This window comes from Gryllotalpicola koreensis (genome assembly GCF_039538185.1).
In the GTDB taxonomy this organism is placed as follows: Bacteria; Actinomycetota; Actinomycetes; order Actinomycetales; family Microbacteriaceae; genus Gryllotalpicola; species Gryllotalpicola koreensis.
In genome coordinates this window covers 906,015-931,298 of the sequence record NZ_BAABBW010000001.1, presented here as the reverse complement: position 1 = coordinate 931,298, position 25,284 = coordinate 906,015, and the positions used below count along the sequence as shown (strand labels likewise).

Annotated in this window: 19 protein-coding genes and 1 pseudogene; 6 read left to right on the top strand and 14 right to left on the bottom strand. The window is 68.9% G+C overall.

Going from position 1 to position 25,284, the window contains the following annotated elements; translation table 11 throughout:
* Window positions 1–51: 51 nt before the first annotated feature.
* The 4 genes from ABD708_RS04435 to ABD708_RS04420 form a co-directional block, all read right to left on the bottom strand.
* On the bottom strand, window positions 52–825 hold the full coding sequence (locus tag ABD708_RS04435; RefSeq protein WP_344752071.1) for an AraC family transcriptional regulator: 774 nt from the start codon (window positions 823–825) through the stop codon (window positions 52–54).
* 13 nt (window positions 826–838) lie between these two features.
* Window positions 839–2,599 (bottom strand): ABC transporter ATP-binding protein, encoded by a 1,761-nt coding sequence (locus ABD708_RS04430; RefSeq protein WP_344752070.1) that lies wholly within the window; start codon window positions 2,597–2,599, stop codon window positions 839–841.
* Window positions 2,596–4,293: an ABC transporter transmembrane domain-containing protein gene (locus ABD708_RS04425; protein ID WP_344752069.1), complete on the bottom strand. Its 1,698-nt coding sequence runs from the start codon at window positions 4,291–4,293 to the stop codon at window positions 2,596–2,598. Before ABD708_RS04425 ends, ABD708_RS04430 begins: the two co-directional genes overlap by 4 nt.
* Window positions 4,294–4,370: 77 nt before the next feature.
* Entirely contained in the window at window positions 4,371–5,846 is a 1,476-nt protein-coding gene (locus ABD708_RS04420) for an MFS transporter (protein ID WP_344752068.1), read from the bottom strand.
* Between the two features lie 166 nt (window positions 5,847–6,012).
* Here ABD708_RS04420 and ABD708_RS04415 point away from each other — a divergent pair, with 166 nt between their 5' ends.
* Entirely contained in the window at window positions 6,013–6,414 is a 402-nt protein-coding gene (locus tag ABD708_RS04415) for a DUF6098 family protein (protein WP_344752067.1), read from the top strand.
* Between the two features lie 23 nt (window positions 6,415–6,437).
* Here ABD708_RS04415 and ABD708_RS04410 read toward each other — a convergent pair whose 3' ends face one another.
* From ABD708_RS04410 to ABD708_RS04385, 6 genes are all read right to left on the bottom strand, one after another.
* Window positions 6,438–7,391: an aldo/keto reductase gene (locus ABD708_RS04410; RefSeq protein WP_344752066.1), complete on the bottom strand. Its 954-nt coding sequence runs from the start codon at window positions 7,389–7,391 to the stop codon at window positions 6,438–6,440.
* A gap of 113 nt (window positions 7,392–7,504) precedes the next feature.
* Entirely contained in the window at window positions 7,505–7,858 is a 354-nt protein-coding gene (locus ABD708_RS04405) for a winged helix-turn-helix transcriptional regulator (protein WP_344752065.1), read from the bottom strand.
* Between the two features lie 179 nt (window positions 7,859–8,037).
* Window positions 8,038–9,843, bottom strand: coding sequence for a helix-turn-helix domain-containing protein (locus tag ABD708_RS04400; protein WP_344752064.1), 1,806 nt, complete (start codon window positions 9,841–9,843; stop codon window positions 8,038–8,040).
* 57 nt (window positions 9,844–9,900) lie between these two features.
* Window positions 9,901–11,286 carry an MFS transporter gene (locus tag ABD708_RS04395; RefSeq protein ID WP_344752063.1) on the bottom strand — a complete coding sequence of 462 codons (1,386 nt, stop codon included), beginning with the start codon at window positions 11,284–11,286 and terminating at the stop codon, window positions 9,901–9,903.
* A 40-nt stretch (window positions 11,287–11,326) separates the two neighbouring features.
* Window positions 11,327–12,523: a CaiB/BaiF CoA transferase family protein gene (locus ABD708_RS04390; RefSeq protein ID WP_344752062.1), complete on the bottom strand. Its 1,197-nt coding sequence runs from the start codon at window positions 12,521–12,523 to the stop codon at window positions 11,327–11,329.
* Window positions 12,520–13,839 carry a CaiB/BaiF CoA transferase family protein gene (locus ABD708_RS04385; RefSeq protein WP_344752061.1) on the bottom strand — a complete coding sequence of 440 codons (1,320 nt, stop codon included), beginning with the start codon at window positions 13,837–13,839 and terminating at the stop codon, window positions 12,520–12,522. The genes ABD708_RS04390 and ABD708_RS04385 overlap by 4 nt, the downstream gene beginning before the upstream one ends.
* 278 nt (window positions 13,840–14,117) lie before the next feature.
* On the opposite strand from ABD708_RS04385, the gene ABD708_RS04380 reads away from it, so the two are divergent.
* A complete protein-coding gene (locus ABD708_RS04380) occupies window positions 14,118–15,251 on the top strand; it encodes a thiolase family protein (protein ID WP_344752060.1) in 1,134 nt (377 codons plus the stop codon).
* A gap of 4 nt (window positions 15,252–15,255) precedes the next feature.
* The gene (locus tag ABD708_RS04375; protein ID WP_344752059.1) at window positions 15,256–15,654 is read left to right on the top strand and encodes a Zn-ribbon domain-containing OB-fold protein; all 399 of its coding nucleotides are present in this window, start codon (window positions 15,256–15,258) and stop codon (window positions 15,652–15,654) included.
* A 106-nt stretch (window positions 15,655–15,760) separates the two neighbouring features.
* Here the strand turns inward: ABD708_RS04375 and ABD708_RS04370 are convergent, their stop codons facing one another.
* Window positions 15,761–17,164 carry a M24 family metallopeptidase gene (locus ABD708_RS04370; protein ID WP_344752058.1) on the bottom strand — a complete coding sequence of 468 codons (1,404 nt, stop codon included), beginning with the start codon at window positions 17,162–17,164 and terminating at the stop codon, window positions 15,761–15,763.
* An 83-nt stretch (window positions 17,165–17,247) separates the two neighbouring features.
* Window positions 17,248–18,519, bottom strand: coding sequence for an ABC transporter substrate-binding protein (locus ABD708_RS04365; protein ID WP_344752057.1), 1,272 nt, complete (start codon window positions 18,517–18,519; stop codon window positions 17,248–17,250).
* Here ABD708_RS04365 and ABD708_RS04360 point away from each other — a divergent pair.
* Both ABD708_RS04360 and ABD708_RS04355 read left to right on the top strand, forming a co-directional pair.
* Window positions 18,403–18,768 carry a hypothetical protein gene (locus tag ABD708_RS04360; protein WP_344752056.1) on the top strand — a complete coding sequence of 122 codons (366 nt, stop codon included), beginning with the start codon at window positions 18,403–18,405 and terminating at the stop codon, window positions 18,766–18,768. The genes ABD708_RS04365 and ABD708_RS04360 overlap by 117 nt on opposite strands.
* A 100-nt stretch (window positions 18,769–18,868) precedes the next feature.
* Window positions 18,869–19,264, top strand: coding sequence for a beta-galactosidase small subunit-related protein (locus tag ABD708_RS04355; RefSeq protein WP_344752055.1), 396 nt, complete (start codon window positions 18,869–18,871; stop codon window positions 19,262–19,264).
* Between the two features lie 16 nt (window positions 19,265–19,280).
* Here ABD708_RS04355 and ABD708_RS04350 read toward each other — a convergent pair whose 3' ends face one another.
* The gene (locus ABD708_RS04350) at window positions 19,281–22,886 is read right to left on the bottom strand and encodes an ATP-binding cassette domain-containing protein (RefSeq protein ID WP_344752054.1); all 3,606 of its coding nucleotides are present in this window, start codon (window positions 22,884–22,886) and stop codon (window positions 19,281–19,283) included.
* A gap of 45 nt (window positions 22,887–22,931) precedes the next feature.
* Between ABD708_RS04350 and ABD708_RS19515 the strand changes: the two are divergent.
* Window positions 22,932–24,314: pseudogene (locus tag ABD708_RS19515) on the top strand (glycoside hydrolase 5 family protein).
* A gap of 58 nt (window positions 24,315–24,372) precedes the next feature.
* Here ABD708_RS19515 and ABD708_RS04335 read toward each other — a convergent pair.
* Window positions 24,373–25,266, bottom strand: coding sequence for a LacI family DNA-binding transcriptional regulator (locus ABD708_RS04335; protein ID WP_344752051.1), 894 nt, complete (start codon window positions 25,264–25,266; stop codon window positions 24,373–24,375).
* Between the last annotated feature and the right edge of the window lie 18 nt (window positions 25,267–25,284).

The following is a 25,284-nucleotide window of genomic DNA, read 5'->3' as shown; positions in this document are numbered from 1 at the left end:
AAACTGGCAGCCGCACTCAGCGTAGGCAGGTGTCCGAGCGTCCGTCTGTCGCTAGTCGGCCAACTCGTGCCGCTGATCGGCCAGCTGTGCCACTCGGGCGAAGTAGGCACCCGGCGTCACGCCCACCAGCTCGCTGAACGCGGCGATGAAAGCGCTGGTCGAACCGAAGCCGACGAGCATCGCCGTCGTCCCGACGCTCTCGCCGTCAGCCAGGTAGGCGAGCGAGGCGCGCAGCCGGAGCCGGGACCGCCATTGCGTGAAGCCGAGACCCGTCTCGGCAGCGAAGATGCGCGACAGTGTCCGTGTGCTCGCGCCGACGTGCCGCCCCCACTCACCGAGATCGCGCGCGTCGCCCGGGTCGAGCAGAAGCTCGCGCGCGATGCGGACCGCACGGGCGTCATGCGGCATCGGCACGCTCACGGTGAAGGTCTGAGCCGGGGCCAGGAGGTCCGGGATCAGGGCCTCCGCCTTGGTGCGCGCCGGGCCGGGCGCTTCGGCGTCGCCGAGGAAGTCGATCAGCTCGCGCAGCAACGGGGTCACACCGACGACCGTCGGGGCCGTCCATTCGGCGCGCATCTCGCTCGGCAGGTAGATCCCCTGCATCGTCGCTGCCGTCCGCCCCGCGGTGGAGGTATGCGGCACACCCGCGGGAATCCACAGCGCGAGGCTCGGCGGAAGGACCCAATTGCGGTCGCCGACCGTCACCGTGAGGACGCCGTCGCGCACCCATGCCAGCTGATGGTGGTCGTGGACGTGCTCGTCGAAGCCCTCCCCCGCATCGAGCGGGAACCGCGTGAGCACGATCGCCGTCAGCTTGTCATCCATAGTTCGGTAAGGCTTACCTTAGCTGAATACGGCCGTCGGCCCAGGCCGACCAGAGGCGGTGGTATCCGCCGCCTGCGGCGAGCAGCTGCGCATGGGCTCCCCGCTCCACGATGCGGCCTTCCGACATCACCAGGATCTCGTCAGCGCTCGCCGCCTGGTCGAGCCGGTGGGCGATGATGAGCGCTCCACGTCCGCGCATCACGACGCGCGCCGCCTCGTCGAGGATGCGCGCGTCGCCGCTTCCCGCCTCTGCCGTCGCCTCGTCGAGGATCACGAAGGCAGGGTCGAGCAGCAGGGCGCGCGCCAGGGCGAGATGCTGAGCCTCGTGGCGCGACAGCGCACGGCCGCCTGCCCCGACGATGGTCTCCAGCCCTTCGGGCAGGCGATCGACCCAGGCATCCGCCCCTACGGCGACGAGGCAACCGCGCAGGTGGGCATCCGTCGCCGTCGGATCGGCGAGACGTAGATTGTCGGCCACCGTTCCCGCGAACACATGCGCCTCCTGGCTGATCGCGGCGATCGCGCGGCCACGCCGCGCGCGTGCAAGGCGGGCGGGCGATCGGCCCCCGAGCACCACCGTGCCGGCCTCCGGGACGCGCAGACCCGCGATCAGCGTTGCCAGCGTCGACTTCCCCGACCCGGTCGCACCGACCACGGCGATGCGGTGGCCCCGCTCGATCCGCAGATTCACGCCTTCGACGACGGTTCGCCCGCCCGGGTAGCGGAACGAGACGTCGCGCGCGACCAGCTCTCCACCCGCCACAGCCCCCGCCACCTCGCGCTCGTCGATCGGCGGCCCGGCGGCGACAGTGACGCCGAGCAGGCGCCCGAGCCCCGCCGCGGCCTGCTGCAGCTGATCGACGACGGCGAGCACGGTGTTGACCGGGCCGAACAACCCGGCGAAGAACAGCGCAGCCGTGGTCGCCGCCCCGATGCCGACCGCATGCCCCCGCACGAGCGCGTAACCGACGAGCAGGATGGCGCCGAGGCCGACGAACTCGGCGACGTTCAGCCGGCCGTAGAACCGCGTCGCGGCTCGAGTGGCCGCGAGCTCGACGTCGACGGCCGCCGCCGAGCTCGTCGTGATGCGCCCGAGTGCGCGGTCGCGCAGGCGCAGCGCCCGGATCGCCGGCAGCGCGCCGAATGCCTCGATGAGCGTCGCCGTGCGAGCGCCTTCGGCGGCGCGCGCTGCGGCGTAGATCGGCCGCGCCTCACGCAGATACCACCGCAGCGTCCACGCCTGGATCGGGACGGCGAGCAGACCGGCAAGCGCGAAGCGCCAGTCCAGGCTGCCCAGCCCCACCACGGTCACGGCGATCGTCACGGCGGCGGACAGGAAGGCGCCGAGCGCCCCGGTCGCGGCATCCGTCACCTGCTCGACATCGCCCGTCGTGCGGGACACGAGGTCCCCCGCCCCGGCGTCTTCCAGCCGGTCAAGAGGCAGCCGCAGCGCGGCGTCGATGACGTCCTCGCGCAGGCCGCCGACGGGCGGAAGCACCAGTGCGGCGAGCAGCGCCCCGGACGCCCAGGTGGCGCCGGCGCCACCTGCGGCGCAGCCGGCGAGAAGAGCGATCGGGGCGATGAGCGCCCGCGCCCCGGCGTGCGAGACGATCCCGTCCACGATCCATCCGACGGCGATCGGGCCGCCGAGCCCCGCGACGGATGCCGCGACCGTGGCCGCCGCGACGGCGAGGGTGAGCCAGGGGCGACGCGAGACGACGCGCCAGGCGTATCGCGCGACCTCACGGCCCGCCGCGACCGGCAACGGCGTCATCTCGCGACCGCCCGCCGGTAGGCATCCGTCTCGAGGAGCTGCGCATGCGAGCCGTCGACCTGTTCCGCACCGAGGTACAGCACCCGGTCGCAAATCGCGAGCAGTGCGGGCGAGGTGGTGATGATCATGGTCGTGCGATCTCTGCGCAGCCGCTGCAGCCGACCCGCGATGATCGACTCGGTCACCGCATCGACCGCCGTCGTCGGGTTCTCGAGCACGAGCACAGGCGCGTCGGCAGCGAGCAGCCGAGCGAGCCCGAGCCGCTGCCGTTGGCCGCCCGAGAGCCGCGCGCCTGCGTCGCCGAGCGGCGTCGCCGCGTCATCGGGAGTGAGCTCGTTCGCGTGGGCGGCGCGCAGCGCGTCGGCGATCGCCCGGTCGCCGCGTGCCGTCAGGAGTCCGGCGTTCTCACGGACCGTCCCGGCGAAGATCGGCTGCTCGTGCGCACCGACGAGCATGATGCGCCGCAGCACGTCGAGGGGCAGCGTGCGCACGTCGACGCCGTCCAGCAAGACCCGGCCGTCGGCGAGGTCCAGCTGCCGCGCGAGGAGCTCGACGAGACGGCCGGGCAGGGCACCGTCCGCGCACACCACTCCGGTGATCCCCGGCCCGACGGAGAACGACACGGCGTCACCCGAAGCGACGCGCAGCTCGCTCACCCCCACGGTCGGCGCAGCCGGGAAGGCACGCTGGGCGCCGGCATCCGCCGCCTCGATCACGGCGGGCGCCGCCGAGGTCAGCGCCCAGATGCGCTCTGCCGACGCGCGCGCACGCGCCAGCGCGGGGGCGAACGCCGCGACGGACCGCATGGGGCCCACGACGAACAGGCAGAGCCCAAGCGCGGAGACGAGCTGCCCGATGGGAAGCGCCCCGGTCAGGGCGAGCGCGCCGCCGACACCCGCGACGACCGTGAAGTAGCAGCCGGCGAGCAGGGCGTTCACTCCGCCGACGGACGCCTCGGCGCCGGCCCGCCGACGCGATGCGGTGATGCCCGCCCGGTTGCGGGTCCGATAGCGCGCGAGGGCCGCCTCCTCCGCCCCGATGCCTTTGACGACGCGGATGCCGCGCAGCAGATCCTCGGCGGCGACCGTCGCCTCCCCCGCGGTCTGCTGCTCCGCGTGGCTGAGCGCGACGTTGCGGCGTGCGACGAGCGTCGCCGCGGCCAGCAGCAACACCGCTCCGGCAAGGACCGCGAGGCCAAGCACCACCGAGGCGCTCAGCAGCAGGACGACCGCCACGAGCACGGCGGCCGCAGATGCCACGGTCTGCGCGATCACCCCGGCGAAGGCACCCACCCGGTCTGCGTCAGCCGATGCGCGCGTCAGCAGATCGCCGGGCGCGCGATCCGCGCCGCCGGTGGGGTCGAGCGCACGCCGCCCGATCCGCAGGCGCAGCTCGTGCGCGGCGAACTGCTTGGCTCTGGCGCTCGCTCGCGCGCCGAAGCGATAGGACAGCGAGAGCAGCACGAAGTCGGCGGCGAGCAGGACGAGCCACCCCGCGAGCAGCGCCGGCCCTCCGCGCCCGATCGCCTCGCCGACGGTGACGCCGACGATCACGGGCACGAGGGCTTCGCCGAGCTGATGGCTGCCGTACAGCACACAGGCGGTCACGAGGTCTCGCGGGCGGGCGAGCACGGCGGTGCGAAGCAGCGGGCGCACGCCACGAGCGGCGCCTGAGTTCCGTGCGGCGATGGTCACCCCATCACGCTAGGCAGGTGACGCGTTGTCGGTTTCCCGCTATCCGGCCAGATGATGCGGCCGGGTCGCCATGCGCCTCAGGTGGTGACCGCCGAGCCCTCCGGCTGCGGCACGACGACGGGGGCGTTGCCCCGCCGTCGCCGGAAGAGGAACGCGGCGAGCAGCCCGCCACCCGCGAAGACGGCGGCGGTCACCCAGTACACGGTCGTGTAGCTGTGGATCGTCGCCGAGACCTCCGTCTGCGGCGTCGTGGGCAGATGCGCCGTGAGGTACGCGGTCACCGCGCTGGCCGCGATGGTGTTCAGCAGCGAGGTCCCGATCGAGCCGCCGACCTGCTGGCTCGTGTTCACGAGCGCGGAGGCGACGCCGGCGAAATGCCGGTCGACGCCGAGGGTCGCGGTCTGGATCGACGGCGGCATGATCGACCCCATGCCCGCGCCCATGACCATCAGGGGCGGCAGCACGTCGGCGGCATAGGTGCTGTGCGCGTCGAGCCGCGTCAGCAGCACCATGCCGAAGGCGACGACGAACATGCCGATCGGCACGAGGATCTTCGGCCCGAACCGCGGGTTGAAGACGTTGGTGCCGAACTGGGCGCTCAGAATCAGCATCCCGATCATCGGCAGGAACGCGACACCGGTCTTGATCGGGTCGTAGCCGAGCGAGCTCTGCAGGTAGTAGGTCAGGAACAGGAACAGCGCGAAGGTGCCGGAGCCCACGATGAGAATCGAGAGGTACGAGGCGCCCCGGTTGCGATCGAGCACGACCGCAAGCGGGAGCAGGGGATGCGACGCGCGCAGCTGCCAGAGGACGAAGGCGATGAGCAGGATGCCGCAGGCCACCAGCAGCCCCCAGGTCTGCGGCGCGCTCCACCCGTCGGTCTCGGCATTCGAGAAGCCGAGCACGAGGGCGAACAGGCCGCCGCTGATCAGGGCCGTGCCCGGCACGTCGAGGCGCGGACGCGCCTCAGCCTGCCCCGGGGCGCGCACGAAGATCAGGGCGCCGATGACCGCGACGACGGCGAAGACGACGTTCACGTAGAGGCTCCAGCGCCAGCTGAGGTCCTGCGTGAGGAATCCGCCCAGCAGCAGTCCGACCGCACCGCCCGCACCTGCGATCGCGCCGAACACGCCGAAGGCGCGCGCCCGCTCCTTCGGAACGGTGAAGGTGGTGGTCAGCACTGCCAGCGCGGTCGGGGCGAGCACCGCGCCGAACACTCCCTGCAGAGCGCGCGCCGCGACCAGCATGCCGAAGCTCGCCGCTGCGCCGCCGAGGGCAGAGGAGCCGGCGAACCCGACGAGCCCGACGATGAATGTCGTCTTGCGGCCCACGATGTCAGAGAGGCGTCCCCCGAGCAGCAGCAGGCTGCCGAACGCCAGCGAGTAGGCGGTGACCACCCACTGACGGTCGCCGTTGGTGAAGCCGAGATCCTTCTGCGCGGACGGCAGGGCGATGTTCACGACCGAGTTGTCGAGAACGACCATCAGCTGGGCGATGGCCACGGTGGCGAGAACCCACCAGCGCAGCGTGGTTGGAGCAGGGGTCACGGACATGGCAGTCCTCCTGGTCGCGGTCGACAGGAACGGGTAACTCAACGAGCCGCGTCGACGCTGACACAGTGCGCCGCAACAGGATAACGCGAAGAGCGCGCCCGCGAACCGCCTGCGCTTGCTCAGGAAATGAGACGGGTAACGCCCCCTCATCGAGCGAAGGAGGACCGTGCGCGAGCTGAACACCATCGACGAGCTCGCCGAGCTGATCGACGCGACCGGCGAGCCCGTCTACGTGCGCTACTCGAAGGGGCCGGAGGCGGATGCCAGCGAGAGCAGCATCGACCACGAGAGCGGCCTCGAGCTGCCGGGGCTCTCGGTCAACCCGCTGAACCCCGAGGAATGGTGGACGCGCCCCATGCGTGATTGGCTTGCACGCCAGCTGTGCCAGTACGCGCACCTGCGGGAGGAGGATCCCGACAGCCGCGCCTGGGTGCTGACCGGCCGTGTCGTGGGCCGCGGGCCCGACTGTGAGCCGCTGGTCGCAGGACAGCAGCCGCTGGCGCTCATCGCGGATGCGATGGTCGACGAAGCCGGCCGTGTGTACAGCGCGCGCTTCGACCGGGAGTGAAGCGCCCTGCGAAGGAGAGCCGGTCAGCCGAAGATCGCGGCCAGATCGGATGCCACGGCCGGCGTCCACGCGAAGGAGAGCCCCTCGTGGATGCCGGCCCAGTGGTGCTCTTTGCTCGGGCCGACGATCGGAGCCGTCACGACGGGGTGGTTGAAGAGCCACGCCATCGCGAGTCCGGCCTGCGAGACGCCGTGCGCCGCGGCGAGCTCGTCGAAGGCACGCACCTTCCGCATGGCGTCTGCGTCATCGAGGAACGGCGCCGCCGCCGACGCCACGCTCGCCCGATCACCGGGCCGCGGCCGCTCGCCGTTGCTGTAGCGGCCCGCGAGCAGGCCGTTGGCGAGCGGGGAGAACGGCGTGTAGGCGAGTCCCTCCGAGCGGGCGATCGGCAGCACCTCGGCGTCGTCCTCACGAGCGAGCAGCGAGTACTGGTTCTGAACCACCTCGGGCCGCGCGAGCCCCAGCCGGTCGGCCGTCTCAAGCGCTGCGGCAAGAGAGGGTCCGTCGACGTTCGAGAGGCCGTATGCCCTGATCGTGCCGCGTTCGACCGCATCGCTGAAGACGGGCAGCGACTGCTCCCACGGGGTGGCCTGGTCGACGCGGTGGGCGAGATACAGATCGACGCGGCCGATCACGTCGAGGCTGTGCTGCAGTTGACGCGCAACACGCTCGGGCGAGAGGTCTGGGCCGTTGGGCGCGATGCCGGTCTTGGTCTGGATCAGCACCTCGGAGCCCGCGTGCGCACGGTTCCAGACGCCGACGATGCGCTCGCTCTCGCCGCCCGCGTAGATGTCGGCCGAGTCGAGGATCTTCACGCCCTCCGCGACGGCACGGTCGATCAGCGCGAGCCCGTCCGACTCGGGCAGGCCGATGCCCGGGCCGGTCGCGCCGGCGATGCCGCCGACGCCTCCGGTACCGAGCAGGAAGCGGCCGAACTGCTCGCGGCGCCCCGCGGCTGATGATGCGATCCAGGTCATACGGATTCCCTTCCGAGATGTCAGTCCGAGAATCGAACTGACAAGAGCGGATTCACCGTATCAGACTCAGTCCGGAATCCGAACCGACCCGGCTCAACCCGGCGGGACTCGCCTCAGCCCGCCGAGCGCACCGACGGCGTCGCATGCCGCTCGCCCCATTCGCGCAGACCGGAGAGCACCGGCAGCAGATCCTCGCCGGCGGGCGTCAGCACGTATTCGTCACGCGGCGGCCGATCCGAGTACCGGCGCCGCGCGACGACCCCGGCCTCCTCGAGCGTGCGCAGCCGTTGCGCGAGCGTCTCGCGCGGGGCGCCCGTATTGACCTGGATGTCGGTGAAGCGGCGCACCCCGAAGCCGAGCTCGCGCACCACGAGCAGCGACCACCGTTCGCCCACGAGCTGCAGCGCATCGGCGATCGAGCACACGCGCGGGTGCCCGAGGTTGGTCGGTTCGCTTCCTTGACTCACCCTGAGACTGTACCTCGCGGTATACCGCCGCCGCCCACCCCTCCGGCCCTGACTGCCGCCGCGGGAAGATGCAAAAGGCCACCGATCGTGGTCGGGCCGGACATCGCCGGGCCGCGCACTGCGGTGGTCATGCCGTTCCGGTTCCCCTGCGGGAAGAAGCGAAGCGGCCTGCTCGCGTTTCAGCTGAGGATCTGGTGGATCAGCAATGCCAGCCGAAGCGCCAGCGACTCGTGCGCAGAGTGCGGATCATGGCCCGTGATCTCGTGGACGCGGCCGAGCCGATAGCTCAGGGTGTTCGGATGCACGACGAGTTCTGCCGCGGTTTCGCCCGCCCGCATGTCGTTGGCGAAATAGCTGCTGACCGTCTTGAGCAGATCCGCGTTGTGCCGGGCGTCGTAGTCGACCAGAGGGCCCAGAACGTCCTGACGGAAGCGGATCAGGCTCGCCGAGTCCGTGGCGTCGACGAGCAGCTCGATCAGGTTCATGTCCTTGACCTCGATCGTGACCGCGCTCCGCGTGCCCTGTAGCGCGAGGCGCAGGAACCGCTCCGAGGTATTCCATGCGCGCAGCAGCTCGGCGATGCGATCGACGGGTCTGCTGATGGCGATCGGCCATTCGGATGCCGCATCCGTCGACGCTCGCACCGTCCGCTCGATGAGCTGCACGAGGTCCGCCGGCGCTTCCCGCTCGCTTCCGCCAAGCGGTGTGACGACGGCAACGATGCCGCCGCGACGCGAGATGAATGCTCCAGGGTCGACACGCGCGATGCGCTGACGCAACTCAACGGCGAGTGTCCTCGCTCGCGCGCCGCCGCCGGGTGAGAGAGGGTCGCCGATCAAGACGAGCTGGACCGGGCCACCGAGCTCGTGCCCCAGGCGCATCGCCGCCGAGATCGCATGCTGATGCTGCGTCTCGTTGGTGGACAACAGGTCGTCGAGGATCTCCTCATAGGTCCGCTCGCCCCGCTGCTCGTCCACCGTGCGGCCGGTCAGTTCGAGCGTGATCGCTATCGCGGTGCTCTCGATCGCCTGGATAGCGAGCTCGTCGTCGATCTCAGCGGGAGCAAGCATCCAGAGTCGGCCGACGGCTTTCTCATCCATGACGATCGGGGTGCGGAACAGGCGCCGGCCGCGGATCGCCGAATCCGCGAGCACCTCCGTGGTGACCGACGCCGGATCGATCGGATGCCGGTTCGCCAGCGCCCTCAAACTGAGGATCTCGCTGTGGAAGCCGTCGAGATCGGTAGTCGCGAGGACCCGTCCCGATGAGTCCTCCAGCAGTGCCGTCGCCCCCAGAACGTTCTGCAGAGCCCGGAGCGCGCCCTCGAGCCCCTTCCGGGACAGGGCCACGGCCGCGATCTCACGATGGAGGTCATCGACGAGGGCGCGACGCCGCAACGAGGCGGTGAGCGCCGCCAGCTGATCGTCCTTCTCCCTGCGGAGAACGGCCGTCTCGATCGCGACCGCCGCGTAGCCGGCGATCGCGGTGACGAGCGAGACCTCCGTCGCACCGTACCGGTGCGGTCGGCGGTAGTAGACGTTGAGGATGCCGAGCGGGCCGCCTGGGACGATCAGGGGGAAGCTCGCGAAGCTCTTCACCCCCTGATCGCGAGCGACGCCCTGCCAGTAGTCGAGGCGCGGCTCAGCGTCGAGATCGGGAACGAAAGAAGGCTCACCCGTGCGAAGCGCCTCGGTGATCGGAGTCCACAGCAGCTCCGATCCGGCGCCGCCCGTCATGAGCCGAGCGACGTAGAAGCTGCTGAGTCCGTGCGCACCGTAAACCGGCATCCGGCCGTCCGCTCCGGCCACGCGAACCATCGCGAAGTCGGAGCCGGAGAGCTGGGCGGCCGCCTCGGCGACCCGATCGAGGAATCCGGCGATGTCATCGAACTCGTTCACGGCAGCGTTGAGTCGGCTCAGCACGGTGATCCACTCGAGCGGGTCGCTCCCCTGAACGCCGCGCGGGGTCGGCGTTGTGATTGTCACGCGCACCTCCTCGTGCAGGCGTCGATGCCGGTGGCTCCCGAGTCTACGGCGGGCCGGCTACGAGGCGATCTCGGTCAACGCGCGCTCTTTCGTCCGCGGCCCGAAGAACAGCGAGACGGCTGCGATCGCGACGCCGATGGCAACGACGATCACCGTCCATCCGGCGCCGGCCGAGGCGAGGATGGGCAGGACGATGAAGGGGGCGACTGCTCCGCCGATGTGGCCCATACCGTCGCCGATGGCTGTCGCGGTTCCACGCGCCCGGGTGGGGAACATCTCGGCCGAGTAGGTGAACGCCGGCGGGGTCACGATCGAGACCATGAAGCTGTAGATGAGATTGGCCGCGGTGAAGGCGACGATGCCGAGACCGGACATCAGCAGGATGAGCGAGACGACCTGCAGCGCGCATCCGATGATCACGATCGTCCGGCGTTCCATGCGTTCGATGAGCAGCATCAGGACGATGCACGCGATCGGCCCCGTTATCGTGCTGAGCACCGTGATGAAGATGGCGTTCGACACGGTGACGCCGAGGCCGCCGAGGATGATCGCCCGATAGGAGCTGAAGCCGTAGAAGGCGACATAGTAGGCGAACCAGAAGACGACGACCACGAGCACGCGCCCGAGCAGGGGCCGACGCAGCAACTCACGAATGGGAAGCTCCGTCCGGGCTTCGTTGAGGTCCGGAGCAGGCGGGATCTCCGGCGGCGGCCCCTGCACCCGCAGCCGCGCCTCGATGAGGCCGACGAGCCGCTCCGCCTCATCCAGGTTGCCCTTCTCGGCAAGCCAGCGGGGCGACTCCATCATCGCCTTGTCGCGGAATGCGAACGGAACGAAGATCACGAGCGCCCCGAAGGCGAGCAGGAAGCGCCATCCGGTTCCGATCTGCAGCACAGGAAGCGACGCGAAGTTGACGGCCACCAGCACGATCGCCTGGACGAGGTAGATCGTGCTGATGATGCGACCTCGCTTCGCCTTCGGGGCGAGCTCGCCGAGATACGCCGTGGCCAGAGCGAGGACTGCGCCCATCCCCGCTCCGGTGACGAATCGGAAGATCGTGAAGGTCGCGAGATTCCAGCTGAGGGATGTCAGCAGGCCGCCGAGTCCCAGGAGCAGCGCGGTCACCAACAGCCCCCGTCTGCGCCCGAACCGGTCAGCGATATGGCCGCACAGGTAGGCGCCCACCGCGTAGGCGAGCAGGTTGGCGGTGACCGGCCAGCTCAGATCGGTCGTCTGGAGATGGAATTGGGTCTCGATGTACGGGATCGTGATCGTGAAGACGCCGATGTCGTAATTGGCGAAGAAGAAGAGCACCAGGAGCGCGAACGCGCCCGCAAGGCTGAGCCCGAACTTGGGCAGGGCGTCGATACGTGCGTTGACCAGCGCAGCACGTCGCCAGGCTTCCTGGCTTCCGGCTGCAGTCGCTTGAGCGGCGTTGCTCATGTGCGTTGTCCTATCTCGCGGGATGGATGAAGGAGAGGAATCAGGAACGCTTCTGCACGGCCAGGATCTCGGCGTCCTCGCCGAGCTCTGGCGCACGCATCCGCTGCTCCGGGACATCGAAGATCGTGGGCAGGCCCACCCAGGCATGCCCCGGAATCTCCTGCAGACGACCGTCCGGAAGCGCCACACTCGTGAAGAAGTCGCGCGCGCGCAGCTGAGGGTCGTCGACGAGATCCTGCGGCAGCTGCACTTTGGCCCAGGGCAGCTGGCGGCGCTGCGCCTCGCTGAAGAGCCAATCGCTGTCGTGCCCCCCGAAGAAGCTGCGCATCACGGCGACGATCTCGTGCATGTTCTCGACGCGCCCCTTGTCGGTGGCGAACTTCTCGTCCTCGAGATCGTGCGCCAGTCCGTCTTCGGCGAACCACTCCTTGATGGCCGCGAAGCGTCGGTTGTTCATGTACAGCGTGATCGCCGAGATGTACCGGCCATCGGCGCAGCGGAATTGCCACTCCGGAGTATGCAGGTCCGCGGCGGCGTGCCGGCCGGTGTGCCGCACGACGGTCTGCTTGCCGAACTCCCACAGCGAAACGGCGATCTCCGTCGAGACGGCGATGACGTCGTGCACGGAGACGTCCAGCCTCAGGACGCCTTCAGTCCGCGGCGCGAGGAGAGCGGCGACGGCATAGGTCGCCGCGAGGACCCCGCCGAAGTGGGCCGCGTGACCGCCGGTCGGGGTGATGGGCTCACCCGGCTCGCCGTCGACCGAGTCGTATCCGGTGCTCGCCGTGACGCCGCCGCCGGCGAGTGAGACCAGGTCGCTTCCGAGACGCTCACGCCAGGGCCCCGAGGCGCCGAACGGCGTGACGCTCAGATGCACGATGCCCGGTCGTAGAGATCCGAGGGTCTCATCGCTGAGGCCCAGCTCCTGCAACTCGGAATCGGAGAGGTCGTCGACCACGAGGTCGGCCGCAGAGATCAGCGCGCGCAGCTCCGCCCGCCCCGACTCGCTGTCCAGTTCGAGCGCGACGGACCGCTTTCCCGTGTTGTAGTAGTCGAAAGGCACCGATCGGCCCGCGACAACGGGCTCTGCGGCGCGGCTCGGCGAGCCACCTGCCGGCTCCGCCTTGATGACCTCGGCGCCGAGGTCCGAGAGAAGCTTTCCGGCGTAGTGAGCGACACCGTGCTCGATCTCGATCGCACGAATGCCGGCCAGTGGCAGTTCTGAGTACGCGCTCATGCCGCGACCTCCTCGACCGGCTTGTCTGCCCGGGGCAGCCCTGTCGGCCAGGTCACACCCGTTCGCCTGAGGTCCGTGATCCGCCCCTCGTCGTAGCCGAGCACGCCAGCGAGGATCTCGTCCGTGTGCCGGCCGAGCAACGGCCACGACGCCTTCGCCGGCAGGGGCCGGCCGTCGACCAGGACGGGCAGCGAAGACATCCTGTGGACGCCGACGAAGGGGTGCTCGGTGGCCTGGAACACCTCGCGGGCCGCGAGCGACGGATCGGATTCGATCCTGTCCTTGCCGCTCTCCATGGCGGCCGCGGGGATGCCGCGGGACTGGAGGAGGTCCGCCAGTTCGAACTTCTCGACTTCCCGAGTCCAATCGCTGAGCCACGCATCGAGCTCGGCCTGTCGTTCGATGCGGTCGCGGACCGTGTCGAGGCCGTCGGGCGCCGCGTGACCGTGCTCCGCGGCAAGTCCGGCGAGCATCTGCCACTGTGCGTCCGTCAGCACGGAGATGGCGCAAAAGGCATCCGTATCGTCCTCGCCCTGCGGCGCGGTCGGATAAACGTTGTATGGCGCACCGACCTCGTAACGGTAACCCGCCTGTCCCCACCGTTCGACGGCGTGATTGCCGGGCGGGAAAGCCTCTCCCTGCGCTTCGAGCTCATCGGCGTTCATCAGCAGCGGCCCGATGAGAGAGGCGCCGGTCTCGAGCTGCGAAAGGTCGACGCGAGCGCCGGAACCGGTCTCCTTCTGCTGCCTCAACGCCGCCACGGACGCGAAGGCGGCCTGGTACCCGGTCATGACGTCCAGATATGAGTAGCCCCACCCCGCCGGCTCGCGCCCTGGACGGCCCGAGGCGGCGGTGACGCCGCTGACCGCTTGCGCCGTCGGCCCGTAACTGACGTACGACGCGTGGGGGCCGGTGTGGCCGAAGCCCGAGACGCTGACATAGACCAGGCTCTCGTTCAGCTCCTGCAGGCGTTCCCAGCCGAGTCCCCACCCCTTCATCACACGTGCCGAGAACGACTCGATGACCAGATTGCAGCGGGCGATGATCTCTTCGAGGATCTCCCGCCCCGCCTCCGTGTTCGGATCGACGGTGAAGCTGCGCTTTCCGGAGTTCAAGTCGGCGAAGAAGCCGCCGCTGTCGAAGACCCCCGGGGTCACCGGTGAGAACGAGAACGCACGACCGGGATCCGGACGCAGCGGCCACTCGACCTTGATGACGTCGGCGCCGAGCGCAGCGAGGACCTTGGTGGCGGTGGGACCGGCGACATTCCAGGTGAAGTCGAGTACACGGATGCCGGACAGGGGCTGGAAATTCACGGGATGGCTTCCTCCAGGCAGTGGCGATGCCCGCCACGGCTGCGGGAGGCTCCCGGGAGCGGCGGCGTCGCCGATCTATGGGTCCCGATTCTCATCAGCGGCACACCGACCACGCATTAGGTGCCGAACCGAAATGCGTTCCTTCGTTTTGTGGCTGCACCCAAATGCGCGGATGCCGCGTTGTCTCAGCGACCGGCCATGGGCTAGACCGGCAGGAGGACTCAACGAGGAGGCGCGCAGCTATGGCTGCTGCTGAGACAGCAATCGCAGGCTTGGGGATGACCGAGCTCGGCAAGGTCTACGGAAAGACGGCCCCGCAGTTCGCGGCGGAGGCCGTCCGGCTCGCCGCTGCGGATGCGGGCATCGAGCTGTCGGACATCGACGGGCTCATCATGTCGGGCGGCCTGAACAGTTCGATCGGACTCGACCTGCAGGGCATGCTCGGACTCACCGATCTCAACCTGCTCACCTTCATGCAGGGCTATGGCTCAACGGCGGGTCAGATGATCCAGTACGCGGCGATGGCGATCCAGTCGGGTACGGCGGATGTCGTGGCGACCGTCTGGGCCGATGACCCGCTTCGACCGAACCGCGGCGGCGGGGCCGCGTACAAGCAGAACGCCTCGGTGCCCGCCGGGTGGCGGGGGCTGCAGGCGTCGAACGGCCTCTACTCGGCCAACACCTCGTACGCGCTGGCCGCGCGACGCCACATGAAGAGGTTCGGGACGACGCAGGATCAATTGGGCCACATCGCCGTCGCCCAGCGGGATTGGGCGCAGCTGAACCCCCTCGCCCAGTTCTACGGAACGCCCTTGACGCTCGAGGAATACCACGCGTCCCGCTACATCGCCGAGCCGTTCCACCTCTATGACTGCTGTCTCGTCTCGAACGGCGGGATCGCCGTGATCGTGACCTCTCTCGAGCGCGCGCGAGATCTCACGCAGCCTCCTGTCCGGCTCCTCGGCTGGGCCCAGGGGCACCCTGGCCGCACGGGCATCCGCAACGATGACTTCGGCTTGGTCACCGGCGCCGCCACGTCGGGGCCGCGCGCATTACGGATGGCCGATACGACGCTCGACGAGATCGATGTCGTCGAGGTGTACGACTGCTACACCTATACGGCGCTCGTCACGCTCGAGGATTACGGATTCTTCCCCAAGGGCGAGGGCGGACCGGCGCTCGCCGAAGCCGGCGCGATCGGCCCGAACGGCAAACTCAAGGTCAACACGGGCGGCGGCGAGCTCTCCTCCTATTACATGTGGGGCATGACTCCGGTGTCGGAGGCGATCATCCAAGCCCGCGGCCACGGCGGCGAACGCCAGGTCGAGAAGCATGATCGTGTGCTCATCTCCGGAAACGGCGGCATCCTCGACTACCACTCGACCCTCGTCCTCGGTACCGACAGGAGCTGACGCCATGCCCACGTATCCCGTAGCCCGCGATCAGGCCACCGCAGACTTCTTCGACGCGGCCGCCGCAGGACGGTTCCTCATCGTCAGGGACTCGGTGACCGGCGAGTATCACGAGCCGCAATTCGATGTCTCGGCTGATCCGAAACGGTACGAGAGGACGCCCGCCTCAGGCCGCGGGACCATTGTGAGCTGGGCCGTGGTCCACGAGCGCCAAGCCGACGGCTCGACCGCCCGCCGGACCGTCGGAATCGTCCAATTGGACGAAGGGCCGTGGTGGTGGACCGAGATCCAAGGTGCCGACCCCGACGCCGACCTCGACGGCCGGGGGGTCGTCGTAGCGTTCACCCAGCTCGGTTCCGACGAGGGCGGCGAGGTGCTCCCCTACTTCCGCCTGGAAGAGTAGGCCCAGCCCAGCGAAGAAAGTTACGGAGACGGAAGGCTACGAGCTAACTCACTCACGGGCCCGTTCGGTAGCCCTGGCCGTGCGGGACCAGGGCTACTGAACTTTGCTAGCCCTCGACACGGTATGCGTCGAGCGGTGTATACCGGCTGAGATTCTCGTAGCCGTCTTCGGTGACGAGGTACATATCGCCGATGTTGGACCCGTCGCTCAACGGATCGAGCCATTGCGCATGTAGAACGAAGGCCATCCCTGGCTGGAGGGTCGCGGTGTTGTGGGAGGTCACATTGAACTTCGGTCCGCCCATGTTGCCGACACTGTGGCCGAGGTTGGGGTTGTGCGGCCCCGCGGTCGCCGGGTACACGTGGTTCAGGCGGCGACCGCCGGCCTCGTAGTCCTCGTCCGGAACGTACTTCGTCGGCACCTTGCGCGCTGAGCCGTCCGTCAGAGATTCCCAGTTGTACGGCATCTTCGCCGTCTCTGTCTGCTCCGTGGAGAGGTAACCGCGATCGGTGTAGGCGGTGAACGCGGCATCGTGCAGTTCGCTGAAGCGAGCGCCGGGGTGGATCTTCGCCTCCGCACGGCGGACTGCATCAGCGGTCATCTCAAGAGTGGTCGCCTGTCTCGCGGTGATGTCCCCGATCGCGATCATGCGCGCGATCTGGGCGGTGTACCCGTGGTATTTGACGTTGGAAACGTACAGGTTGAGGAGGTCACCGGAGCGGATGACGTGCCCGTATGGCTTTCCGCACGCGGTTCCCCACTTGTTCACGCCGATCTGATAGCCGTCGCCGGTTTCACCGCCGCGCGCCATCTGGGCGTAGGTGAATGCGGCATAGACCTCGAAATCAGTGACGCCGGGCCTGGTGACGTGGCAGGCCGCTTCGTAGGCGATGCTGGCGAGTTGGGCTGCCGTGCGCACCTGGGCTTGCTCATTCAACGAGAGAATGCGAGTCATGTCGTTGAGGACCTCGGTACGGTCGCTGAACTGCGCCCGCGGCAGCTCGGACTCAAGATAGGTCCAGAATGCGGCGGACGTTTTGTCGCCGACCAGCCCGACACTCGCCGTGTCAAGCCCGAGTTCGACGAGGCGCTTCACCACTGCGTCGATGGTCTTGCGCACCGGGCTTCCCGCGCGGCCGCCATATTCAATACTGAACGGGCTGATCTGCCAGATCTCGGCGACGCCGATCGGCTCCCCCTGCGGTGGCATGATGACCGACTCCGTATAGAAGGAGAAGAGGTGGACGTCGAGCGACGGGTCGGTCGGTACGACGAGGATGCCCTCTCGCACCCAGTCGCAAAGCCAGTGGATGTAGGAGTTCGACGTCTGGAACCCCGACGCGCCATCAGCGTGCACGAGCGTCACCCCGTTCTCAGCGACCGCCGCGGCGCGGCGCAGCCTGTCGAGGCGCTCGATGTATTCGGACTCGGGGATGGGCGCGGCGAGATCTGCCTCGAAGGTCGGCTCGAATCCGTCGAGCAGTCTCTCGGCGATCATCGTTGCGGTCATGTGCGTTCTCTTCCTTTCGTGCGGACGTGCATAGGTCATAGGCGGGGAGGCGGTGGGTCGCCGCCTCCCCGCTGGCGGTCCTGCTACTTCGAGTCGGGCTCGAGTAGGTAGAACCGAGTTCCGGCGAATTGCTCGAATGAGGCGCCGGTGATTCCCTTCGCCATTACGGACTGGCGCTCGGCATAGGTGATCGGAATGACCGGAGCGGCCTTGGCGATGATCTCCTGCGCCTGCTTGTAGGCCGCATCGCGCTCCGCCGAAGGTGCCCTCAGCTGCCAGGTCGCGTCGACCTGATCAACCTTCGGGTCGTCCCAGAGGGCGTAGTTGTTGACGCCGTTCTTGGTCGAGGAATAGCCGACCGGGATCTTCGGATCGTCGGTCCACGGCCCCCAGTTGAAGAGCACCATGTCAGGCGAACCGGGGTTGCTCGGAGCGCGGGACCGGCCGTTGACCACGTCCCATTGCTCGTCGGCGGTGTGCGGCGTGAGCTTGACGGTGATGCCGATCTTCTTGAGGTTCTCCTGGATCAAGATGGCGATGTCCTCCTGGGCGGCATCACCCGTCGAATAATGCAGGGGCACCGAGATCGACGGGTTGCCGGCCTCGCTCATCAACTCCTTGGCCTTGCCGAGATCGGTGTCGTAGATGTTCCAGGCCGGCGCATAGCTGCTGGAGGTCTTGTTCACGATGCTGAGGCCGCGTTGTGCTCGACCGGAGTACACCGACGAGATGATCTGCTTGTAGGGGATCGCGTACGCCACCGCCTGCCGGACCTTCTCATCCTTGAATGGCCCGGTGTCCGAGGCCATGGTGAGGTACGTCAGAGTCGCTGCCGCTTCCGAGGCGACCTTGAATCCGGCCTTGTCGAGCTTGTCGATATCGCTTTGAGAAAGGTTGAACTCCCCGAAGTTGATCTCGCCGCTCTGAAGCAACGAGGACACGTTCGCGTTGTTTACCACGCGCGCCGTCACGGTCTTAAAGGCAGGCTGCTTCGGGTAGTCCGGGTGGGACTTCAGCACGACTTGCTGCCCGGTCTGCCAATCCGAGACGTAGTAAGGACCAGAGCCCACGGCGTGCGTGCGGAGCCACTTCGTTGCGTAGGGGTCGGAGGCGGTGGCGTGTCTCTTCGCCTCGACCGAGTCGATGATGCGCTCGTTGGTGTTGAAGAACATCGCGATCGAAGTCGTCCCGACTTCGATGGGGCTGCCCTTCGCGTCCTTGAGATCGACTCCCACGGTGTGTGGAGAGAATGGCTCCCCGGAACCCACGTAAATGCCATCGGTGCCCCGCCGCGTTCCGATTACCGCGAGATCGACAGCGCGGCGGCAGCAAGAGCACAGTTGTTCGTCGACCATCTGGAGACCGCTCTGCATGAGTCGGGCGATATTCTCATTCCGATCTCCGAAGGAGCCTTCCGGCAGTCAAACCTGGCGGCCACGCTCGGTGAAGTGCTTGCGGAGACACACCCGGGGCGCACCAACGACGACGCGGTCACAGTGTTCGACGCGGTCGGCACAGGAATCCAGGATCTTGCGGTCGCGAGTTTCTTCGTCAACGCGGCGCGCGCGGCAGGAACGGGCATCGACTTCCCCTTCTTCGCGTGAGCCGCAACCCAGGCGATTGTTCCAACTGCGTAGCCACCCACGAGTTTCGCGGCAAGCGACGGAAGCGCGCCGCGGTGCTGAGTTCGGAGGCCCTAGATGAGTGAGTGGCGAGTCGTATGCTGACAGCCACCGCGCCGTACGCATGGGACTTTTCGAGAAATCGATCGACGAGCTGCGAACCGCGTACGTCTACCCACAAGAGAACGGCAACCGCAGCGGGGTGCACTGGCTGGACCTCACGAGCGCCGGCTCGATGCTTCACATCAACGGCGACCAACCGTTCCAATTCGCTGCTCGGCGGTGGACGACCGAGCAGCTCGAGGCCGCCTCACACACCAGCGAACTCGAGCCGGGCGATCGCGTCTGGCTCAACCTGGACCTCGGCCAGACCGGCCTGGGGAGCGCCTCGTGCGGGCCAGGGGTCTTGCCGGCCCACCGCCTCGTCGCTGCCCCCGCGTCGTTCATCCTCCGTTTTCACGTCCGTGAGCCGAACTAGGCCCTGCCGGCCGTGGTCAGCCCGCGAGCTCTGACCAATCCGCCTCGAGCTGCCTCCACGGGGCCACCGCCGCAACGCGCCCGCGCTCAAGGACCACGACGCGATCGGCACGCTCGAGCACGCTGCGCCGCGACGCCGCCGCGATCACCGTCGTCCCGCTGCGCCGAAGTGCCCTCCACATGGCGAGCTCGGTCTCAGGGTCGAGCGCCGATCCAGCGTCGTCGGCGATCAGCAGTTGCGGCTCCGACGCGAGCGCGCGAGCGATGGCGACGCGCTGCGCCTGACCGCCGGAGAGACTGCGCCCGCGCAGTCCGGTCTCGGCGTCCAGATCGACCCGCAGCGGATCGGCCCCGGCGATCGCCGCAGACATGCCGGGGTTCAAGCCGGCGTCTGCGGCAGCGGACGCCACGGCGACGAATCTCTCAGCGCGACCGAGGTGCACGTTTTCCTCCACGGTGCCGGACAGCAGGGCCGGAACCTGGGCCACGTAGGCGACCTGACCGGACTCGCGCGCGTGGCCCGCGACCATCGGCTTGCCGTTCCACAGCAGCGCGCCCTCGCTGCCGCGCAGCCCGGCGAGTCCCGCGAGCAACGAGCTCTTGCCCGAGCCGACGCGCCCGATGACGGCGATGAATTCCCCGCGGGAGATCGTGAGGCTCACATCCGTCACCCCTCTCGATCCGTCGGCGTGCCTCACCGTGAAGTCACGCATGACGAGCTCCCGCAGTTCTGCCGGCCTGGGTGGTGCCGCAGCCGGTGCGTGCCCGCGGCCGAGGTCGACGCCTGTCGGCAGCCTGGCGAGCCGCTCAGTGCCCGCAATCCGCGCGACCGCACGGAGCCAAGACCTCGTGGCGGGCGCGCTCGTGACCACCTGCCCGGTGACGAAACCGAACCACGAGAAGTTTCCCAGCACGGTGTTGAGCAGCAGCGCGGTCGGAAGGGCCCACTGTCCGGAGGTGTGCAGCGCCCATCCGACGACGACGCCGAACTGCACGAGCAGGCCGGTTGTGAGCCAGGGAATGCTGCCGACGGTGTTCTCCCGGATGGACGCTGCGATCCGACTCGCGTCGGCTGATGCCGCGTGCTCGACGGCCTCGTCCACGACGCCCGCCTGTTTGATCGTCGCGGCGGCCTCGAGCAGCGACCCGAGAGCACGAGCCGATGCGGCCCGCGCGGCGGCGGCAGCGCGTCCCGCGCGACCGACGACACCCACCCCAGTGATCGATACCAGGGCGCATAGCACCATGATGGCGCCAGCGATCAAGCCAGCGGTCCAGCCGCCCGCGAGCACGCCGGTCAAGATCGCGAACAGGATTCCGTAGGGGATGCCGAGCGCCTCGTCGGCGAAGTTTGCGAGCCGCGTCGAGTCGAGCGCGCGGCCGAGCACCTCGCCGGCGGCGGCGGGCGCAGGCATCCGCGGCGCGAGTCGCCCGCGCAGGATCGCGAGCCGCACGGTCAGGGAGATGGCGGCCATCCAGCGCGGGTGCAGCCGTGCCGCGATCGCGAGCAGCCAGGGCGACAGCAGCAGACCGGCCGCAAGCGGCAGTGCGAGTGGCCACACGTCCCCGTGATGCCCGATGGTCGCAGCAAGCGCGCCCCAGAGCGCTCCGGTAACGACGCCGTATGGGCCGATCAGCGAGCCGACGAGCCAACTGAGATCGCCACAGAAGCCCCAGCGCGGGAACGACGTGAGGAAACTCAGCACGGTGCGCGCGAGCGAGGGAGAGGGGGTGGGCGCGTTCGCGGCGGCCGTGCGCGCCGTCGAAGCGTCACCCGATGCGTCGGGCGTCTCGGTCGCAGCGGTCGCAGCGTTCCCGTCGCCTCGTGCCGCCATGGGATCGGCCGGCGTCTCGTCGTCGACGATGCCTGCCGCACGCAATGACGACGCGAACGCGCCCCCCGCCGCCGCAAGCTCGGCCCATGTGCCCTCTTCAGCGACCGAGCCGCCGCTCAACACCACGACACGGTCGACATGCCGCACCGTCTCGAGGCGATGCGCGATGACCACCGCCGTGCGGCCCTCGAGCAGCCGCTCGGTCGCTGTGGTCAGGCGGCGAGCCGTCACAGCGTCCAACCGAGCACTGGCCTCATCGAGGACGACGAGAACGGGGTCGAGGATCATCAGCCGAGCAAATGCGACGAGCTGCGCCTCGCCCGCCGATAGTCCCGTTCCGCCTGCGCCGACGACGGTGTCGAGTCCGTCGGGCAGCCGGGCGACCCAGTCAGTGAGACCGAGCCTCTCGAAGGCGTCCATCACATCCTCGTCGGAGGCGTCGGCGTAGAGCCGCACGTTGTCCGCGATGGTGCCCCCGATCAGCTCGGTGTTCTGCGCAACGACGGCGCAGTGGCGGCGTAACGAAGGCAGGGCGAAATCGAGCACGTCGCGGCCGCCGAGCAGGACCTCGCCCGCGCGCGGCTCGATTGCACGCACCATCAGCTTCGCGAGGGTGGACTTGCCCGAGCCGGTGCGGCCGACGAGGGCGATCGTCTCGCCGGCCGCGATCGTGAGTGAGATCGGGCCGAGGCGGAAGCCCTGGTCGAACTCGTGCACGAGGCCACGCAGCTCGACCCGTGCGGCGCGGTGCGGCACCTCCGCCCCCGTCGCCGGCTCCTGCGGCATGCGCAGGAGCGCGTTGATGCGCTGCGCTGCCCCGAGGCCGGACTGGATCTGAGGCAGATTGCCCGTGACGTTGGCGAGTGCGCCGACGAAACCGACGATGAGGAACCAGAGCGTGACGATGCGGCCGGTGCTCACGCCGCCGAACAGCGGCGCACCGCTCGCAGTCGCCGCCGCGAGCAGGACGACGACCGCGACGAGCGCGTTGAGCAGCATCCCGACCCGCGCGGTCACGCTGACTGCGGCGGCACCGGTGCGGTCGATGCGATGCAGCAGAACGGATGCCTGCGCCGCGTAGCGCTGCACCGCGAATTCGCGCCCCTGCGCGGCTCGCAGGTCGTCGGCGGCAGCGACCGCCTCTTCGAGCCCGGCTCCATGAGCCGACCATGCGGTCTCCTCCTGCACCTTGAGCTGGGCGATCCGCCCCGCGCGCCGCCGCACGATAAGCACGCAGACGGTGCCGACGACCAGGAACAGCGGCCACGCAGGCCACCAGGAAATCCCCGCCACGATCCACGCGGCGACGGCGCCGAGCACCGCCTGCCCGGTCCAGAGCGCCGGCCCACGCACGAGCGCGCCGAGCTGCGCCGGGTCATCGTCGACGCGGTCGATGAGCTCGCCCGCGCCCTGCTTCTGCAACGCCTCCATCGGCTGCCCGAGCACACGCGTGAGCATCGTGCGGCGCACGGCTCGCTCGGCACGGCCGACCGCGACCGCGAGCGCTCGCCACTGCGCCCCGCCGGCGACGATCTGCGCGAGGTTGACCGCGGCGAGCACCGCCACCAGCAGCCACGACGGATGCCCCGCGAGCCGTCCGACAACGACGGCGCCGATCGCTCCTGTGGCCGCCTGCACGACCCCGGTGACCCCGACGACGATCAGCCCGGTGCCCGAGAGCAGGCGCCAGCTCAGACCTCGCATCGTCAGCCTCTCTCGGTCGGTGGCGGGGTGGCGGCGGCCGAGTCCCCGGAAGCGGCAGCCGAGCCGCCGGTCCGCCGCCGACACTGGCTCACCTCATACTGACACTTTCTAAAGTTATTTACTTAACGGATGCCGCGCACTAACGTCGCCCGCGTCGGGTGTCGTGGTGGCACCGATTGCGAATCAAAGGAGATTCCTATGTCCGAGCGCGCTCCCGAACCGCACCGCGGCGTCAGCCGGCGCGGCCTCCTCGTCGGCGGCGGCGTCGCCGCAGCCGCGGCCGCGGGGACCGCCCTGCTGAACCCTCTCGCCGCTTCCGCCTCGACAGCTGTGGCCGCGCAGGGATCGCTGCCCAACCCGTGGGACTTCGGCCGCGGCGCATACGTCTCGCGGCGTGGCAGCTCGCTGCTGGCAGGCGGAAAGCCGTGGCGATTCGGTGGAACGAACACCTACTACCTGCACACCAGCTCGCACTACATGATCGATAGCGCCCTCGACAACGCCGGGCAGCTCGGGCTCAAGGTCGTGCGTGCGTGGGCGTTCAGCGATGGTGCGGCCGGTGGCCAGAACGTCGTTCTGCAGTCGGCCCCTTATAAGTACGACGAGTCCGCCTTCGACTCCCTGGACTACGCGGTCTACAAGGCCGGACAGCTTGGCATCAAGCTGGTGCTCGCCCTGACCAACAACTGGGGCGACTACGGCGGCATGCCCCAATACGTGAAGTGGTTCCACCCGTCGCTCAGCGACGACGAATACGGCGATGCGACAGGGAACACGCCGAATCACGATCTCTTCTACACCGACCCGCAGATCCGGGCGGCGTACTCGGCCTACGTGGCCCATGTGATCACCCGAGTGAACCGCTACACGGGACTCGCCTACCGGGACGACCCGACGATCATGACCTGGGAACTCGCCAACGAGCCACGCAATCGATCAGCGGGCACCGGGTTCGGGAACACTGACGGCGCTGCGCTTCTGAAGTGAGCAGACGCGGCGAGCCAGCTCGTGAAACGACTGGCTCCGCACCAGCTCGTCGCGCTCGGCGACGAGGGCCTCGGGCTTGACAAGAGCTCGAGCGACTACCCGTACGGCGGCTATGAGGGCAATGACTGGGTGGCGCTCACCTCACTGCCCGCGATCGACTACGGCACCTTCCACATGTACCCCGTCGGCTGGGGTGAGACGAGCGACCCGGTCGGCTGGGGCAACGCGTGGATCACCGCCCACGCGGCAGCCGCCGCGAAGATCGGCAAGCCGGTCGTGCTCGAGGAGTTCGGCCTGCCGATCGGCAAGTCGCCCGCGAGTGCCGATGAGGCGACCAGGGACGCGTCGTATCAGAGCTGGCTCGGCACGGTCGACTCCGCCGGAGTCAACGGCTTCCAGTTCTGGCTGCTGACGGCGCTGACCGACGACGGCGTGCTCTACGGCGACTACGACGGATTCCGAGTCGTGTTCCCGAGTTCGACGGCCGCGCTGATGAAGACCGCCGCCGCGGCGCTCGCGGGTTGACCCGACGGCATCGGGGGCGACGTCACGGGAGGCTCCGCGGGTTTCCCAGCGGCGGCGATCACTCGGCCATCTGCTCGAGCAGCGTGGCGCCTGCGTCAGTTCCGTCATATGGCGCGGTGGAACCGCGTTCGACCAGCACGGGCGGCTCCGACCAGGTGTCGCCCGGAGTCGCGCCGTCGAGCACCTCCAGCAGAGTGCGCGCCGCAAGCTGCCCGCGCAGATGCACGTCGTAGCTCATCGCCGAGACCGCCGGCGTCGCGAGCCGACAGTGCTGTGAGTCGTCCCACGCGAGGATCGACAGCCGGCTCGGGACCTCGACGCCGAGGTCGCGCGCGGCACCGAGCCCGGCGATCGCCATGGTGTCGTTGTCGTACACGATCGCGGTGGGCGCATCGTCCGCCCGCAGCAGTCGCGCGGTCGCGGCGGCGCCGCTTTCCCCGGAGTAATCGCCTTCCTCCAGCAGCGGCTCGATCCCCAACTCAGCCGTGGCGTCGATGAAGCCGCGCGTGCGCTCGAGGGTGTGCTTGAACGTTGCAGGCCCGGCGACACGGGCGATCCGGCGATGGCCGAGCTCCGCCAGACGGCTGACCGCGTCGCGAATGGGCCGATAACCGTCGGTGCGAAGAGCGGGCAGCGGAGCCCCGTCATCCGGCTCGCCGAGAATGAGGCCAGGCAGCCCCAGCTCGGCGAGCAACGCTGGCCGCGGGTCCTGCGCCACGAGGTCGACGAGCACGACGGCGCGCACGACGCCCGTCTTCGCCCAGTGCCGGTAGCTGTTCAACTCGCGCGGCATGCCGTCGACGATCTGCATGAGAACCTGCAGCCCCCACGGTTCGAGCACCTCCTCGATGCCACCGATCAGCTCTCCGTAGAAGGGCTCCGCGGCGAGCTGCCTGGGCGAGCGGCGCAACACGATGCCGACCGTCGTCGCGGTCGGGTCGGTCAGGCGCATCGGTCTTTCTTTCTCTGG

Excerpts from the sequence above, each read along its gene's own strand:
- ABD708_RS04395 (WP_344752063.1), bottom strand. The coding sequence starts at position 11,286 with ATGAGCAACGCCGCTCAAGCGACTGCAGCCGGAAGCCAGGAAGCCTGG.
- ABD708_RS04430 (WP_344752070.1), bottom strand. The coding sequence starts at position 2,599 with ATGACGCCGTTGCCGGTCGCGGCGGGCCGTGAGGTCGCGCGATACGCC.
- ABD708_RS04335 (WP_344752051.1), bottom strand. The coding sequence starts at position 25,266 with ATGCGCCTGACCGACCCGACCGCGACGACGGTCGGCATCGTGTTGCGC.
- ABD708_RS04380 (WP_344752060.1), top strand. The coding sequence starts at position 14,118 with ATGACCGAGCTCGGCAAGGTCTACGGAAAGACGGCCCCGCAGTTCGCG.
- ABD708_RS04390 (WP_344752062.1), bottom strand. The coding sequence starts at position 12,523 with ATGAGCGCGTACTCAGAACTGCCACTGGCCGGCATTCGTGCGATCGAG.
- ABD708_RS04435 (WP_344752071.1), bottom strand. The coding sequence starts at position 825 with ATGGATGACAAGCTGACGGCGATCGTGCTCACGCGGTTCCCGCTCGAT.
- ABD708_RS04410 (WP_344752066.1), bottom strand. The coding sequence starts at position 7,391 with ATGACCTGGATCGCATCATCAGCCGCGGGGCGCCGCGAGCAGTTCGGC.
- ABD708_RS04365 (WP_344752057.1), bottom strand. The coding sequence starts at position 18,519 with ATGGTCGACGAACAACTGTGCTCTTGCTGCCGCCGCGCTGTCGATCTC.
- ABD708_RS04375 (WP_344752059.1), top strand. The coding sequence starts at position 15,256 with ATGCCCACGTATCCCGTAGCCCGCGATCAGGCCACCGCAGACTTCTTC.
- ABD708_RS04370 (WP_344752058.1), bottom strand. The coding sequence starts at position 17,164 with ATGACCGCAACGATGATCGCCGAGAGACTGCTCGACGGATTCGAGCCG.
- ABD708_RS04420 (WP_344752068.1), bottom strand. The coding sequence starts at position 5,846 with ATGTCCGTGACCCCTGCTCCAACCACGCTGCGCTGGTGGGTTCTCGCC.